Genomic DNA, 14,633 nt, shown 5'->3' on the forward strand with positions numbered 1-14,633 from the left:
ATGAAAGAACGTTTTCAGGATCAAAATTTTAGATTAAGTCATTTTCAAACAGATGTTTGGATCATTTGCCCAAGTTGCGTGAAAAAAGCAACAACCAAAGTAGATTATGAGGGAACGTATGCAAAATTAACTTGTTTGCATTGTGGCTGTAATAAGGAAACATCAACAGGTGATTTGTACATGGCTGCTCATGGTTATTTTGGAGCAGAACTATGGTTACAGGCGCCATTTAAAGATGAAGTATTTTGGGCCTTTAATTTTGAACATTTACTCTATTTGGAAAGTTATATTTCTGCCAATCTTCGCGAGCATAAAGACCGATCACATTATACGCTCTTAGAAAAACTTCCGAAATTTTATCATTTAGCAAAAAATAGGGAAGCACTTTTAAAGTTAATTGAAAAGCTGAAAAATAAAAACTAGCTTTCCATCTCCCAAACCATTACCTGCCGGTCATCACCTGTAGAAATCAAATATTTGCCATCATGGCTCCAGATAATTTTATTGATGGAATGGCTATGACCAACCCCTGCTTTCTCTAGACTTAAAATTTTATACAATTTAAAATTTTCTGCATCCCAGAGTTTAATGCTTTTATCCTGACTACTTGTAGCAAAATAAGGAAGGGTAGGGTGAAAGGCAATATCATACACGGTAAACATGTGTGCCGGAACGGTTTCCCTAAGTTCGTAATTCGGCTGATTCCATATTTTTAGTTGTGCATCCCTGCTGCCTGAAATCAAATATTTGCCAGTTGGATGATAAGCTAATGAAGTCACAGGTAAGGAATGGCCTTCTAGGGATTGTTTTAAACTATAATCTGCAAGGTTGTAAATCCTGATCAAATGATCTTTGCAACCAAATGCAACTTCGTTTTCGTTGGGTGCAATTGCAATGGTCCTAACGGTATCGTAAGCCACCTGGAAACGGTAAATTTCTTTAAAATCATTCAGTGACCAAACCGCAACCGTACCATCTTCGCCAGTAGTTAAAAGCTCATTTTTACTTTTTACTGTTTGTATATTGAAAATAGGTTTGGTATGCGCATTAATCCTTAAAATTACCTTTTGTTCTTTCAGGTCGTAAACACTAAAAGCGCCACTGCGTTCTCCAACAAACAATTGCTCATTGTAGTAATGAAGGCAATAAACAGAGCTTTGTACCGGCATTTTCACCTTCACAAAAGCCATGTTAAGTAGCGACCATTCTACCACGCCCTTATCATTTCCAGCACTGAAAAATATGTCGTCTTCACCAGCATTTGCTAAAGCGTAAACAGGGTTTTGATGTCCGGGTAGGGTGTGTAGGTGTTTGAGCATTTCTTGAGGTTTATGGGTTTAGGGTTTAGTGTGCAGGGTTAGGCACATAGCACCTTAAACCTTCAGCCTTTTACCTTAAACCTTATTTGTGTCTTTTCTCTAAATTTTTGGCAATATCCTGGATAGATAAGCCTTTTTCTTTCAATAAAAACAACAGATGGAAGACAAGATCTGATGCTTCTCCAATAAGTTCTTCTTCCGATTCTGCCAATGCAGCAATTACCGTTTCTACACCTTCTTCTCCAACTTTTTGCGCAATTTTATTTAAACCTTTGTTACGCATTTTGTTGATGTAAGAACCCTCAACAGGATTTTTATATCGATCATTAATGATGTTTTCGAGCTCGAAAATAAAGTTTTGGTTAAAATCTGTTTTAAAACAGCTGCGGCTACCGGTATGGCAGGTTGGACCAACAGCATCCGCTTTGATCAGAATGGTGTCGTTGTCACAGTCTACAAAAAGTTCTTTAACAAACAGAAAGTTATTGCTGGTTTCTCCTTTGGTCCAAAGGCGGTTTTTAGAGCGCGAAAAGAAAGTTACTTTGCCTTCTGCCTGCGTTTTCTCCAGTGCTTCAGCATTCATATAACCCAGCATTAAGACCTCTAAAGTTTTGTAATCCTGAATAATTACAGGGAGTAAGCCAGCTGTTTTATCCCAATCAAGGGTTGATATATTAATGTTCATATTTATGATGTTTCCATCATTGCTACTACGGAGCAACCTTACAACTTTTGCAGGTTTCGAACCCATATCATTAGGATTGCTTCGTGCCTCGCAATGACGAGTTAACTATTATATTCTAACAGGAATATGATTTCTTTTTAATTCTTGCTTTAAATCAGGAATCAGGATTTCACCATAATGAAATACCGATGCTGCAAGTGCGGCATCAACATTGGCTTTTTGGAAAACCTCCGTAAAATGCTCCATGCTACCTGCTCCACCCGATGCAATAATCGGGATATTAATCATTCGGTTTATTTTGCTCAACAATCCACAATCAAAACCTGCTTTGGTGCCATCGTGATCCATCGAAGTTAACAAAATCTCTCCTGCGCCTAAATCTTCTGCCTGTTTAATCCAGTTTTCGGTTTCTAGTTCGGTAATTAACCTGCCGCCATTTAAGTGAACCATGTTTTTGCCGTTTACATGTTTAGTATCGACTGCTAAAACCACAAATTGTACCCCGAAGGTTTTAGCCAGGTCTTCAATTAACTTCGGATTTCTAACTGCTGCTGAATTGATACTGATTTTGTCCGCACCAGCATTTAATAAGGCTTCTGCATCCGCAATTTCAGTTATCCCACCACCAATTGTAAAAGGAATATTTAATTGGCGGGCTACTGATTTTACCATTTCAATCATCGTTTTCCGACGCTCATGAGTAGCTGTAATATCCAGAAAAACCAGTTCGTCGGCGCCTTGCTGCGCGTATTGGGCGGCAAGTTCAACCGGGTCACCAGCATCGCGTAAATCAACGAAGTTTACGCCTTTTACCGTGCGGCCATCTTTAACGTCTAAACAAGGGATTATTCTTTTTGAAAGCATATTTTGTTTGGTTGTCATGCTGAGGAACGAAGCATCTTTTTCATCGGGTGCAGATCCTTCATTCTTCAGGATGACATAAATATTTATGGAATTAAATCGAACTCAAGGCCTTCAAATTCCACTCTTTAATTTCTTCGATGGTAATACGGTCTTCGTAAATCGCTTTTCCTACCACCACACTTCTAATCGGGTATTTAGCCAGTTCGTAAATATCACCCATCGAACTTACACCACCTGAAGCAATTAGTTTGATCATCGGTGAGTGTTCCAGTAGTTTTTGGTATAACTCAACAGCTGCACCACCTAATTTTCCATCCTTACTGATATCGGTACATAAGAAACGGAAAAAACCAAGTGAAAGACATTTATCAACGTAATCCATCAGTTTAATTGGTGAGCTTTCCATCCAGCCCGAATATTTAATTACTTCATCCAAAACGTCTATTGCAATCACAATGCGATTGGCATAATCGTCCTTTTTAGCAAAAGCTTCGCTCAATTGAGGTAAGAATTCAGGATTGGTAATGGCCTGTGTACCCACAATTACACGGTGGATTCCCGCATCAAGCAAATTGGTAACCTGCTCAATGGTTCTGATCCCTCCGCCATATTGCACTTTCATATCTGTTTTTTTGATAATTTCGAAAAGTGCTTTTTGATTGCTAAAATCACCTTTAGCTCCATTTAAATCAATAATATGGATGAAATCTGTACCATTTGAACGATATTTTTCTATCATTTCGGGAATAGAAACATCATATTCTGTTTTTTGGTTATAGTCGCCTTCACGGAGACGGACAACTTTTCCATCCAAAATATCAATAGCGGGTATTATGTACATTTTATAAGCTTAAGTTTGAAAAATTTTTTAATACTAGTTCGCCGGCTTTTCCCGATTTTTCGGGGTGAAATTGAACGCCGTAGAAATTATCTTTTTGCACAGCTGCCGAAAACTTCAAACCATAATCAGCAGATGCGATGTCAAAAGTAGGGTTATATTCAATAAAGTACGAATGCACAAAGTAAAATTGTGTATTATCTTCAACACCTTCAAATAATGAATTGTTTTTCGGGCTAACCGCATTCCAGCCCATGTGTGGTATTTTGATATTCAGTGACTTATCGAATTTTTTGGTTTTAACCGGAACGACATTCAATAGTGCGGCATCACCCTCTTCTGAGTGTTCCGTAATGAGCTGCATGCCTACGCAGATACCAAGAACGGGTTTCGTCAGTTTTTTAATGGCTTCAACCAGGCCCGTTCCCTTTAACTTTTCCATGGCGGCACCGGCATGGCCCACACCAGGAATGATGATGTGGCTATATTTTTCGAGGTCACTTTCTATATTTACCATGCCGTAGGTTACATTTAAGCGATCTAGAGCTGCGGTAAGGGAGAAGATGTTACCTGCTCCGTAGTTTATAATTCCAACCATAGTTTTGTATTTCAGATTCCTTTTATTTATGAGGTTTGAAAATGAAAGTCAGCTTTTCATAGGGCCTGTAGTCCCGCTATCGCTTATAGTCCTCTCCCGATGAAAAATCGGGATGCGGGCTATTCCGCTCTATCGGGTTTAGTTAACGACGGATGGGCGTCAAAACCCTCCGCCATAAACCTTTCAGCGTTCCACCTTCTTATAACATTCCCTTTGTGCTCGGTAACACCATTTTCTCCGCATCACGTTTGATTGCCATTTTAATGGCTTTGGCGAATGCTTTAAAAATGGCCTCAATTTTATGATGTTCGTTATCGCCTTCTGCTTTTATGTTTAAATTGCATTTTGCAGCATCACTGAACGATTTAAAAAAATGATAGAACATCTCTGTAGGCATATCGCCGACCTTTTCGCGTTTAAAATCAGCATTCCAAACAATCCAGTTTCTTCCTCCAAAATCAATGGCCACCTGTGCCAGACAATCGTCCATTGGTAAGCAAAAACCATACCTTTCAATGCCTAGTTTGTTGCCTAATCCTTTAGCAAATGCTTCGCCCATGGCAATCCCGGTATCTTCTATCGTGTGGTGTTCGTCAATATGTAAGTCGCCTTTGGCAATTACCTCTAAATCTACACTTCCATGTCTGGCAATCTGATCGAGCATGTGATCAAAAAAGTTTAAACCCGTTTCAATCTTTGCTTTTCCTGTTCCGTCCAGATCCAGGTTAATGGTAATGTCGGTTTCGTTGGTTTTACGCTCGTGGTGAATTTTTCTGCTTCCTGCTTTAAGCAAGTTGTAGATATCTTCCCATTTCCTGGTTTCCAGAATAATCACATCCAATAAAGTTTCATGCTTATCTAGGGCTTCTGTAGAACCTAATGCATCATTCTGGCGGAGAAAAATTGCCTTGGCACCTAAATTCTTGGCCAAAACAACATCGTTCAAACGATCGCCGATCACGAAAGAGTTTTTCAGGTCGTAATCTTCACTGAAATATTTTGTTAATAAAGCAGTGCCGGGTTTACGGGTAGGGGCATTGTCTTTTGCGAAAGTTCTATCAATCACAATCTCGCTAAAATGAACGCCTTCCCCTTCAAAAGTATCTAGCATGAAATTATGGATCGGCCAGAAATTTTCTTCAGGATTTGAAAGTGTACCCAGTCCATCCTGATTGGTTACCATTACCAGTTCATAATCCAGTTCGGCTGCAATTTTAGACAAATAATATAAAGAACGCGGATAAAATTTAAGCTTTGCAAAACTATCTACCTGCTCGTCATCAGGCTCGATATTTAACGTTCCATCACGGTCGATAAATAATACTCTCTTCATTTTAAAATTTTTCTAAAACAGTTAATAGTTTGTCGTTTTCTTCTTTTGTACCCACGGTGATCCTTAAACAACCTTCGCATAAAGTTACCTTAGAACGGTCGCGTACAATGATGCCTTGCTCCACTAAAGTATCATAAATTTTTAAGGCATTGGTAACTTCTGTCAGGATAAAATTGGCATCAGAAGGATATACTTTTTTGACGATGTTTAGTGCGGTTAAAGCCTTGCTTAAACGGTCTCTTTCTGCAACAGATTCTTTAATCCATTCGTTCACCTGAGCGATGTTTTTTAAAGCTTCAAAAGCTAAATCCTGCGTAGCCTGATTGATGTTATAAGGTGGCTTAATTTTGTTTAAAACATCGATCACTTTTGTTGAAGAAAATGCCATGCCCAAACGTAAAGCGGCAAGTCCCCAGGCCTTAGAAAAAGTTTGCAAAACTACCAGGTTTCCGTACTCGGTCAACTCCTGTATAAAGGTCTTCTGACGGGCGTAATTTATATACGCTTCATCCACGACAACGATGCCATTAAAGTTGGCTAAAATGGTTTCAATATCTTCGCGGTTTATCGAATTTCCGGTTGGATTATTTGGTGAACAAATGAAGATTAATTTTGTGTTTTTATCAATCGTTTCTGCGATCTTTTCCATATCTAATTGGAAGTTTGGAAGCAGGCTCACTTTGCGTATTTCTACGTCATTTATATTGGCCGAAACTTCGTACATTCCGTAAGTTGGAGGTAGTATAATTACGTTGTCTTTTCCGGGATTACAGAAAGCGCGAAACAATAAATCTATCGCTTCATCACTACCATTTCCTAAAAAAGTATTCTCGATTGGCACACCTTTTATTTTGCTGATTGCATCTTTCAAATCAAGTTGCAATGGATCAGGATAACGGTTATAATTAGCGGGTAATGGCGAACCATAACTGTTCTCGTTTGCATCCAAAAAAACAGATGCCTGACCTTTAAATTCGTCCCTAGCGGTAGAGTAGGGGCGGAGGTTTTTTATATTTTCTCTTACTAAATTGTTAATGTCCATGTTAATTAAAATGATTGCACAGATTACTTAGTTCTTTTACTTCGGTATGATTACACAGATGATGTGATTACACCGATTTGCATTTTCTTTTATGTCGTTTTATCTTCGGACTTCGGACTTCCAACTCCTGACTCAAAGTTCAATCTAATACTAACTGCATTTTTATGTGCTTCCAAACCTTCAGCTGCAGCCAATATCTCTACTGTAGGGCCAATATTGTTTAATCCTGTGGCCGATAACTGCTGAAAGGTGATCTTTTTCAGAAAAGCATCGGTAGATACGCCTGAATAAGCTTTTGCAAAGCCACTGGTTGGTAAAGTATGGTTGGTTCCCGAGGCATAATCGCCAACGCTTTCCGGTGTAAAGTTGCCTAAAAATACCGATCCTGCGTTGATAATCAATGGAGTTAGACTTTTGAAATGCTCCGTAGCTAATATTAAGTGCTCTGGTGCATATTCATTCGAAAATTGCATTGCCTCATCCAGGTTTTCAACTAAAACGGCATAAGAATTGGCTATTGCTTTAGCAGCGATCTCCTTCCTTGGGAGAATAGCAAGCTGATTTTCAATTGCTTTTAAGGTTTCAGCGATGATTTGATTTGAAGTAGATACTAAAATAGCCTGACTATCAGTTCCATGTTCTGCCTGTGCAAGTAGATCAGCAGCAATAAATGACGGATTGGCAGTCTCATCAGCAATGACCAAAACTTCCGATGGTCCGGCAGGCATATCGATAGCGACTTTATTTTGGACCATGGTTTTTGCCGTGGTTACATAACGGTTGCCAGGGCCAAAGATCTTATATACCTGTGGCACGCTTTCGGTTCCGAAGGCCATTGCCGCAACGGCCTGGGCGCCGCCAATTAAGAATAATTTTTCGATCCCCAGCAGCACGGCACAGTAAGCCAGATAACAATTGGTTTTGCCATCACTTTGTGGAGGAGAACAAACCACTATTTCTTTACATCCTGCAATGATTGCAGGTGTGGCCAGCATTAAAAATGTGCTCGGTAAAACAGCTGTTCCCCCCGGGATGTAAAGTCCTACTTTTTCAATTGCCCTCGATTCTCGCCAGCACACAACGCCAGGCATCGTTTCGATTTTGTCCTCAGTTTTTAACTGCGACTGGTGAAAAGTTTTGATATTTTGATAGGCCGTATCAATTGCATTTTTTGCTTCAACTGGTATGGTAGATGCAATTGCTTTTAATTCTTCTGCATTTAAAAACAGCTTCTCCAAATCAACTTTATCGAATGCTTTTGCAAAGTTGAAAAGTGCCTGGTCGCCATCTTTTTTTACAGTGCTGATGATGTCTCTTACACGTTCTTCAACCAATTTATCGTCTTCAATCTGTCTTGAACAAAGTTCTTCAATTTTTGATTTAGATAAATCTGTATAATTGTAGATTTTCAATGTTTTATAATTTAAAATTAACTAATAGTTAATATGTGTTTGAACGATTTATTTGATTATTTTCTCGATTGGCATTACCAAAATGCCTTCTGCACCTGCTGCTTTTAAACTGTTTATTTTGTCCCAGAAATCTTCCTCGGCAATTACAGAATGAACAGCAACCCAGTTTGGTTCGAAGAGCGGAACTACCGTTGGACTTTTTACCCCTGGAAGTAAATCGACTACTTTTTGAAGGTTATCTTTTGATACATTTAGTACCACGTATTTGTTAGATTTTGCACTGAGTACAGATCGGATACGTTGAAGCAATTCTGCAACTTCCGGATTGTCGGCTATCGATTTGTTTCCGATTAAAACCGCTTCAGATTGCATCACATCAGCGAATGGTTTTAGCCCATTGCTCTTCAATGTTCCGCCTGTTGATACGATATCAAAAATGGCATCACTTAAGCCTAAACCCGGACCAATTTCTACCGATCCTGAAATGGTTCTGATATCGGATTTAATACCCTTTTCCTGTAAGAATTTTTCGAGGATTACGGGATAAGAAGTAGCAATCGCTTTGCCGTTCAATTCTTCCAGTTTTTGAATATTGCTGGTGGCCTGAACAGCTATTTTTAAAGTACATTTTCCGAAGCCTAATTTTTGAAGATAATCTACTTCGGCTTTTGTTTCTACAATTACATTTTCACCAACTATACCCAGATCAGCAATGCCGTCTTGTACATATTCAGGAATATCATCATCGCGAAGGAAAAGGATTTCTAAAGGAAAATTAGTAACGGTTGAGATGAGTGAGCTTTTGTAGTTTTCGAAAGATAAACCACAGTTTTTAAGTATTTCTACAGATTTTTCGTTTAACCTACCCGACTTCTGGATAGCGATTTTAAGTGTTTTCAAAGTATTGAATATAGAGTGAACAAGAAATTATTTTACGGAAAAAAGTTTTGAAGTACAAAACAAACATATCATATCGCCTATCGGCGATGGTGTAAATGTAAGTGATGGTTCAAAGTTAAATTCATAAATTATTTCTGCCAGTATCAATACGTTAGCTGATAAGCGCTGGCAAATATAGTGTTTGAAATGATAAAACAAAAAATAATGGCACTTAATTTGCCATTATGCTGTTTTTATTGTTAATAACCCATATTTATATTAAAATTTTACTCTTTTGAAAAAGTTTCGCTTTCTAATTCTGCCCTTTATTTTGTTCATTTCTGCCTGTGGGTGGTTTAAAAGCCCACCAGAGATTGGGAAAGTGCTTTCTGAGCATTTTAAGAATAAAATCTATAAAGATTTCGATACTGTAGCTTATGACAGCATTTTTGTGAAAACAATGGACAGTCTTTCGGGCAAATTCGTTAACCCTAAAACTATAAAAGCATTTTATGCCAATAATAATGCTCAACCTAAGTTGGTTACGCAATTCTATATTAATGGAGAATTAGATTCATTAGTGAGTTATTTAGATCAAAGTAAGGTGCATGGCTTTAACTCAAAGATCTTTAAAGGGGATGAAATTAAAAGCTTGTTAGCAGTGTTAGCAGCCAATAAATTTAAAAAAGTTGACGAAAGTTATCCTGTAATTGCCAAATTAGAGCTGCTATCGGCAAATGCTTATTTAAACTATAATAATTACCTTAAATACGGAGTCGTAAATCCCCGAACTATCTTTTCGCGTTATTACATTAAAGTAAAACGCCCGGACAGCTTGGGGATGATTAATCTTTTAAGTGGTAAAAGTCTTTTGGATACCTTAAGATCTGTTCAACCAAAATCGGTTCAATATAAAGCTTTACAGTCTGCCTATTTAAATACAGATGTGGAAAGTGAGAAGCGTATTTTATTATTGAATATGGAACGTTTCCGTTGGAAAATGCCAGAGACGGGAGGTAACTATGTGCAGGTAAATATTCCTGATTTTAGATTAACCTGGCTAGATAAAACAGATACCGTAATTACGATGAAAGTTTGTGTTGGTGGCAAGCGTGAAAATGGTTATGAAGATAAGCTAAAAGCCTTTGCAAAATCGGGTAATCTGGATGATAAACCAAAGAACCATGAGACACCACTATTGTTCAGTAAAATCAACTCCATTCAGGCCAATCCAATCTGGAATATTCCGGTAAGTATTGCCCAAAGTGAGATCTATTGGATGGCTCGAAAAGATCCTTATTATTTATCGAATAGCAACATTAAAGTTTACTATAAAGACAAGCTAATTGGTGAGCCTGATACCATCAATTGGAACAGGTATTCGCGTGATAAATTGCCCTTCAAATTTAAGCAGGGATCAGGCGGTGGAAACGCTTTAGGGAAGTTCAAATTTATCTTCGATAACAGCTCGAGTATTTACCTGCACGACACCAATAATAAGAACGGATTTAACCTAACCAATAGAGCGATTAGTCACGGCTGTGTACGCATCGAAAAGCCGTTAGAATTTGCCGCACTTTTGGTGAAAGATTCTTATGCTTATGATAAGCTTAGGGCAGAGGTAGATTTACCACCGATAGATAGTGCGCATATGAAATGGTATAGAAAGCGCATGGCCCAAAAGGCAGATACCACTAAAGCATTTCAATTAAAACCAGCTTGGTTTGCCCCAAAGAAAAATGTTCCATTAATCATTACCTATATCACTGCCTGGTCGCAAAATGACAGGATCGAATACAGACCTGATGTGTACGGTATGGATGAAAAACTTTGGACTGCAATGAAAAAGTTCAGGTAGAATTTAATCAACAGTTTCGATCTTCTTGGTTAAAACGATTAACTTTGTGTTGTTTTAACACAAATTAAGGGATGATCGATCAAAATATTAAAATTGCTGTTGACGCCATTGTTTTTGGCTACGAAAAAGGAACACTTTATGTGTTGGCTGTTCAGCAGCGATTTGGTAAACTGGCCGATAGATGGGTTTTACCAGGTGGATTTATTTTAAACGACGAGCCATTGCTTATGGCAGTTGAGCGCGAACTTAAAGAAGAGGCCGGCATAACCGTAAATTACCTGGAGCAATTGGGTACTTTTGGTGATGATATTTACCGTGACGAACGATTTAGGGTAATTTCTGTCGCTTACTTTGCACTGGTTAATCCTAAAAATTTTGTGTTAAAAGCCGATACCGATGCTAAAGATGCCAGGTGGTTTCCTGTTGCTCAAATTCCAAAGTTGGGCTACGATCACAATGAAATGGTTAATCTCGCTCATCAACGTTTAAAAAGCAAACTCACATACCAACCGATCGGTTTTGATCTGTTGGATCAGGAATTTCTCTTTTCCGATCTTGAAAATCTGTATTGCTCCATTTTAGAAAGAGATATAGACCGACGAAATTTCAGAAAAAAAATTCTAAGTTTTGGAATTGTTATAGAAACCGATAAAGTAGTTAAAATGGGTGCCAGCGGCAGACCAGGCAAACTTTTTACCTTTGATAAAACTAAATACAATCAACTTTTAAAGGGGAATTTCCAGTTCGATATTAGTTTTGCGTAAAATAAACACAAATTATTCTTTGTATTCTAAAAATGATTTTTATATTTGTGTAAATAATACGCAAATATATGTTGAATCTTAATCCAAGTTTTACTCCGCTAGGCGAAAATAACTTAATCGAATACAAATCTTTCTTATTTGCAGGTGGCGAACCACACATTAAAATTTCAAATAATTTTGATGCTAGCCTTCCGGTTACCATTACACACCGAATAAATTCTTTTAATGATTTAGGTCTGATCTGCATTACCGTTGATGCCTTGAGAAGAATGGATGTAAAAGAAATCGAACTTTTTATTCCATATTTTCCGGCAGCAAGGCAAGATCGGGTAATGATTCCTGGTGAGCCTTTATCGGTGAAAGTTTATGCTGATATCATTAATGTCATGGCTTTGGCAAGTGTTACCGTTTTTGATCCGCATAGCGAAGTAACACCAGCCTTGCTCAATAACTGTGTGACAGTTTCCAATCACGAATTTATAAAACAGGTAATTGCAAACATTGGAAATAACGTAAAACTGATTTCTCCTGACGGAGGTGCTTTAAAGAAAATTTATAAAGTATCTGAATTTTTAGGTGGTGCAGAAGTGGTAGAGTGTTCAAAAAGCCGCGATGTGAAAACAGGAAAACTTTCAGGATTTAAAGTATATGCTGAAGATTTAGCTGGTGCCGATTGTTTGATTGTGGATGATATCTGTGATGGTGGCGGTACATTTATCGGCTTGGCAGAAGCATTAAAAGCTAAAAATGCCGGCAAACTTTATTTAGCGATTAGTCACGGCATATTTAGCAAAGGCTTTGATGAATTAGGTAAATATTTCGAGCAAATTTTTACAACAGATTCGATCAAAGAAGTTGATCATGAAGGGGTAACACAAATAAAATTAATGGAAATTTTATAAAATAATATGAGAGCGATACTTCCATCAGAGATTATTGCACCATCAAATGTATCGGTATTCATCGCAGGAACAATCGATATGGGGAATTCGATTGATTGGCAACAAAAATTTATTGATCGGGCAAATAAAGAAGAAACTTTGAACGATGTAGTCGTTTTCAATCCAAGAAGAAAATCCTGGGATCATACCTGGGCGCAGACAATCGAAAATGCAAAATTCAGCGAACAGGTGAACTGGGAGATGGATGCAATGGAAAATGCTGATGTGATTTTGTTGTTCCTTGAAGCGAATTCTAAATCGCCAATTTCGATGATGGAGTTAGGTTTATTCGCTGATTCTGGCAAATTAATGGTTTGTTGTGAAGAGGGGTTTTGGAGAAAAGGGAATATCGATATTGTATGCCAAAGAAAAGGGATTGATCAGTATAACACATTTGATGAGCTTAGTGAGACAGTAATTACTAAGCTTAAAAAGTTTGTAAATATTAAATAAACTCAAAAAAGATGAAAACCACAGTTATCCATAGTTCAATATTCGGCCTGGTAGTTGGCGATGCATTGGGAGTGCCCGTAGAATTTAAGAAAAGGGATTTTTTAAAAAGATTTCCGGTAAAGGATATGCAGGCGTATGGTGTTCATGATCAGCCGTTAGGTACCTGGAGTGATGATAGCTCTCTTACGTTTTGCTTAGCCGAAAGCCTGTGTAGTGGTTATAATTTAGATCATATCGCACAGAAATTCCTTCAGTGGTTTAATGCCGAGATTTGGACCCCTCATGGAAAAGTTTTCGACATCGGTATAGCAACAGCTGAAGCCATTAAAATGATAAAGCATGGTGCTGATCCGATTTTATGTGGTGGAGCATCTGAAATGGATAATGGAAATGGATCTTTAATGAGGATTTTGCCTTTGTTGTTTTATTTGCAGGATGAAAAGGATCTTAAAGTTATTTTTAAACGCGTAAAGGAGGTTTCATCCATTACCCATGCCCATTTCCGTTCTGCTTTTGCCTGTTTTATCTATGTTGTTTATGGCTTAGAACTATTAAAAGGAATTGATAAAAGAGAGGCATACTTTAATATGCAGATTAAGCTTAAAAAGTTTATTGCAGAGAATGATTTTGAACAAAAGGAAATTGATCTTTTTAATAGGGTTTTGATGAATGATATCGCTACGCTTCCAGAAAACGAAATTTATTCTTCTGGTTATGTGTTGCACAGTCTCGAGGCTAGCTTATGGTGTATCCTCAGTACCGGAACTTATGAGGATGCCGTTCTAAAAGCAGTTAATCTTGGTGACGATACTGATACAACTGGGGCAATTACAGGTGGGTTGGCAGGTTTAATTTATGGTTTTGAATCTATCCCTGAAAAATGGCTTAATGCAATTGTTAAAAAAAATGAAATTGAAGGACTCTGTGAAAAAATGAATGCGGTGTTTATGAAAAAGCAGAAATATAATGTTGCAGATATAAAAGAAAGTACTGAATTCCTATTTTTTTGGGGACATCAAGCTCCGAACAAAGGAACGATTTCTAAAGCTTGTTTAAGTCAGTGGTGGCCATCTTCATTTGTTGAAAATGACATCATCTATCAAACAGCCGAACATTACATGATGGCAAAAAAGGCTTTATTGTTTCATGATCAGGAGATTTTTGAGAAAATACTATTAAAAGAATCTCCAAAAGATGTAAAAGACCTTGGTCGACAGATCAGAAACTTCGATGTTGCAAAATGGGATGCTCATAAATACGAAATAGTAAAACAGGGTAACTTGCTTAAGTTTTCTCAAAACGAAGATTTGAAATCTTTTCTTTTGCAAACTAAAGGTAAAGTGCTGGCCGAGGCCAGTCCGGTTGATCCAATTTGGGGAATCGGTTTGGCAGAAGACCATGTAGATGCAAAAATACCAAAGAATTGGAAAGGTTTAAATCTGCTAGGCTTTGCGCTGATGGAAGTTAGGGATGAGATATCAATTAATAAAATTAATGATCAATGAAATATTTTTCAATCGACCGTCATCTCGACTGAAGCGCAGCGGAATGGAGAGATCTATTTAGACAGATTTAGCTTCGCTGAGCACTACGTGGTTCTCGGCCGCGTTGCATTATGCTCAAAATGACGATGTTTTTAAGAAAGTT

Annotated in this window: 15 protein-coding genes; 6 read left to right on the forward strand and 9 right to left on the reverse strand. The window is 37.9% G+C overall.

The window, feature by feature from the left end:
• On the forward strand, nucleotides 1-423 hold the full coding sequence (locus KYH19_RS03345) for a hypothetical protein (protein WP_219077544.1): 423 nt from the start codon (nucleotides 1-3) through the stop codon (nucleotides 421-423).
• Here the strand turns inward: KYH19_RS03345 and KYH19_RS03350 are convergent.
• The 9 genes from KYH19_RS03350 to hisG all read right to left on the reverse strand — a co-directional run bounded on the left by KYH19_RS03350 (nucleotide 420) and on the right by hisG (nucleotide 8,991).
• On the reverse strand, nucleotides 420-1,319 hold the full coding sequence (locus KYH19_RS03350; protein WP_219077545.1) for a WD40 repeat domain-containing protein: 900 nt from the start codon (nucleotides 1,317-1,319) through the stop codon (nucleotides 420-422). The genes KYH19_RS03345 and KYH19_RS03350 overlap by 4 nt on opposite strands.
• Before the next feature lie 82 nt (nucleotides 1,320-1,401).
• Nucleotides 1,402-2,004 (reverse strand): bifunctional phosphoribosyl-AMP cyclohydrolase/phosphoribosyl-ATP diphosphatase HisIE, encoded by a 603-nt coding sequence (gene hisIE / locus KYH19_RS03355; RefSeq protein ID WP_219077546.1) that lies wholly within the window; start codon nucleotides 2,002-2,004, stop codon nucleotides 1,402-1,404.
• Nucleotides 2,005-2,112: 108 nt separating this feature from the next.
• A complete protein-coding gene (gene hisF / locus KYH19_RS03360) occupies nucleotides 2,113-2,868 on the reverse strand; it encodes an imidazole glycerol phosphate synthase subunit HisF (RefSeq protein ID WP_219077547.1) in 756 nt (251 codons plus the stop codon).
• A 91-nt stretch (nucleotides 2,869-2,959) separates the two neighbouring features.
• Nucleotides 2,960-3,709 (reverse strand): HisA/HisF-related TIM barrel protein, encoded by a 750-nt coding sequence (locus KYH19_RS03365; RefSeq protein WP_219077548.1) that lies wholly within the window; start codon nucleotides 3,707-3,709, stop codon nucleotides 2,960-2,962.
• Between the two features lies 1 nt (nucleotide 3,710).
• Nucleotides 3,711-4,304 (reverse strand): imidazole glycerol phosphate synthase subunit HisH, encoded by a 594-nt coding sequence (gene hisH, locus KYH19_RS03370; RefSeq protein ID WP_219077549.1) that lies wholly within the window; start codon nucleotides 4,302-4,304, stop codon nucleotides 3,711-3,713.
• 199 nt (nucleotides 4,305-4,503) lie between these two features.
• The gene (gene hisB, locus KYH19_RS03375; protein ID WP_219077550.1) at nucleotides 4,504-5,637 is read right to left on the reverse strand and encodes a bifunctional histidinol-phosphatase/imidazoleglycerol-phosphate dehydratase HisB; all 1,134 of its coding nucleotides are present in this window, start codon (nucleotides 5,635-5,637) and stop codon (nucleotides 4,504-4,506) included.
• 1 nt (nucleotide 5,638) lies between these two features.
• Nucleotides 5,639-6,679 (reverse strand): histidinol-phosphate transaminase, encoded by a 1,041-nt coding sequence (hisC, locus tag KYH19_RS03380; RefSeq protein WP_219077551.1) that lies wholly within the window; start codon nucleotides 6,677-6,679, stop codon nucleotides 5,639-5,641.
• A gap of 89 nt (nucleotides 6,680-6,768) precedes the next feature.
• Complete coding sequence (gene hisD, locus KYH19_RS03385) at nucleotides 6,769-8,091, reverse strand: histidinol dehydrogenase (RefSeq protein WP_219077552.1); 1,323 nt, start codon at nucleotides 8,089-8,091, stop codon at nucleotides 6,769-6,771.
• Nucleotides 8,092-8,139: 48 nt separating this feature from the next.
• Complete coding sequence (hisG, locus tag KYH19_RS03390) at nucleotides 8,140-8,991, reverse strand: ATP phosphoribosyltransferase (RefSeq protein ID WP_029278663.1); 852 nt, start codon at nucleotides 8,989-8,991, stop codon at nucleotides 8,140-8,142.
• Between the two features lie 274 nt (nucleotides 8,992-9,265).
• Here hisG and KYH19_RS03395 point away from each other — a divergent pair, with 274 nt between their 5' ends.
• The 5 genes from KYH19_RS03395 (at nucleotide 9,266) to KYH19_RS24120 (ending at nucleotide 14,491) form a co-directional block, all read left to right on the forward strand.
• The gene (locus KYH19_RS03395; RefSeq protein WP_219077553.1) at nucleotides 9,266-10,828 is read left to right on the forward strand and encodes a L,D-transpeptidase family protein; all 1,563 of its coding nucleotides are present in this window, start codon (nucleotides 9,266-9,268) and stop codon (nucleotides 10,826-10,828) included.
• A 71-nt stretch (nucleotides 10,829-10,899) separates the two neighbouring features.
• Nucleotides 10,900-11,592, forward strand: a complete 693-nt coding sequence (locus KYH19_RS03400) for an NUDIX domain-containing protein (RefSeq protein ID WP_219077554.1) — start codon at nucleotides 10,900-10,902, stop codon at nucleotides 11,590-11,592.
• A 68-nt stretch (nucleotides 11,593-11,660) separates the two neighbouring features.
• Nucleotides 11,661-12,494 (forward strand): ribose-phosphate diphosphokinase, encoded by an 834-nt coding sequence (gene prs, locus KYH19_RS03405; RefSeq protein WP_219077555.1) that lies wholly within the window; start codon nucleotides 11,661-11,663, stop codon nucleotides 12,492-12,494.
• A gap of 6 nt (nucleotides 12,495-12,500) precedes the next feature.
• Entirely contained in the window at nucleotides 12,501-12,986 is a 486-nt protein-coding gene (locus KYH19_RS03410) for a nucleoside 2-deoxyribosyltransferase domain-containing protein (RefSeq protein ID WP_219077556.1), read from the forward strand.
• An 11-nt stretch (nucleotides 12,987-12,997) separates the two neighbouring features.
• Nucleotides 12,998-14,491, forward strand: coding sequence for an ADP-ribosylglycohydrolase family protein (locus KYH19_RS24120; RefSeq protein ID WP_255562537.1), 1,494 nt, complete (start codon nucleotides 12,998-13,000; stop codon nucleotides 14,489-14,491).
• The last annotated feature ends 142 nt before the right edge of the window (nucleotides 14,492-14,633 follow it).

The organism is Pedobacter sp. D749, assembly GCF_019317285.1.
Classification (GTDB): Bacteria; Bacteroidota; Bacteroidia; order Sphingobacteriales; family Sphingobacteriaceae; genus Pedobacter.

What these genes read in the sequence shown, in the direction of transcription:
- KYH19_RS03345 (WP_219077544.1), top strand. Translation starts at nt 1, where the DNA reads ATGAAAGAACGTTTTCAGGATCAAAATTTTAGATTAAGTCATTTTCAA.
- KYH19_RS03350 (WP_219077545.1), bottom strand. Translation starts at nt 1,319, where the DNA reads ATGCTCAAACACCTACACACCCTACCCGGACATCAAAACCCTGTTTAC.
- hisIE (WP_219077546.1), bottom strand. Translation starts at nt 2,004, where the DNA reads ATGAACATTAATATATCAACCCTTGATTGGGATAAAACAGCTGGCTTA.
- hisF (WP_219077547.1), bottom strand. Translation starts at nt 2,868, where the DNA reads ATGCTTTCAAAAAGAATAATCCCTTGTTTAGACGTTAAAGATGGCCGC.
- KYH19_RS03365 (WP_219077548.1), bottom strand. Translation starts at nt 3,709, where the DNA reads ATGTACATAATACCCGCTATTGATATTTTGGATGGAAAAGTTGTCCGT.
- hisH (WP_219077549.1), bottom strand. Translation starts at nt 4,304, where the DNA reads ATGGTTGGAATTATAAACTACGGAGCAGGTAACATCTTCTCCCTTACC.
- hisB (WP_219077550.1), bottom strand. Translation starts at nt 5,637, where the DNA reads ATGAAGAGAGTATTATTTATCGACCGTGATGGAACGTTAAATATCGAG.
- hisC (WP_219077551.1), bottom strand. Translation starts at nt 6,679, where the DNA reads ATGGACATTAACAATTTAGTAAGAGAAAATATAAAAAACCTCCGCCCC.
- KYH19_RS03400 (WP_219077554.1), top strand. Translation starts at nt 10,900, where the DNA reads ATGATCGATCAAAATATTAAAATTGCTGTTGACGCCATTGTTTTTGGC.
- prs (WP_219077555.1), top strand. Translation starts at nt 11,661, where the DNA reads ATGTTGAATCTTAATCCAAGTTTTACTCCGCTAGGCGAAAATAACTTA.
- KYH19_RS03410 (WP_219077556.1), top strand. Translation starts at nt 12,501, where the DNA reads ATGAGAGCGATACTTCCATCAGAGATTATTGCACCATCAAATGTATCG.
- KYH19_RS24120 (WP_255562537.1), top strand. Translation starts at nt 12,998, where the DNA reads ATGAAAACCACAGTTATCCATAGTTCAATATTCGGCCTGGTAGTTGGC.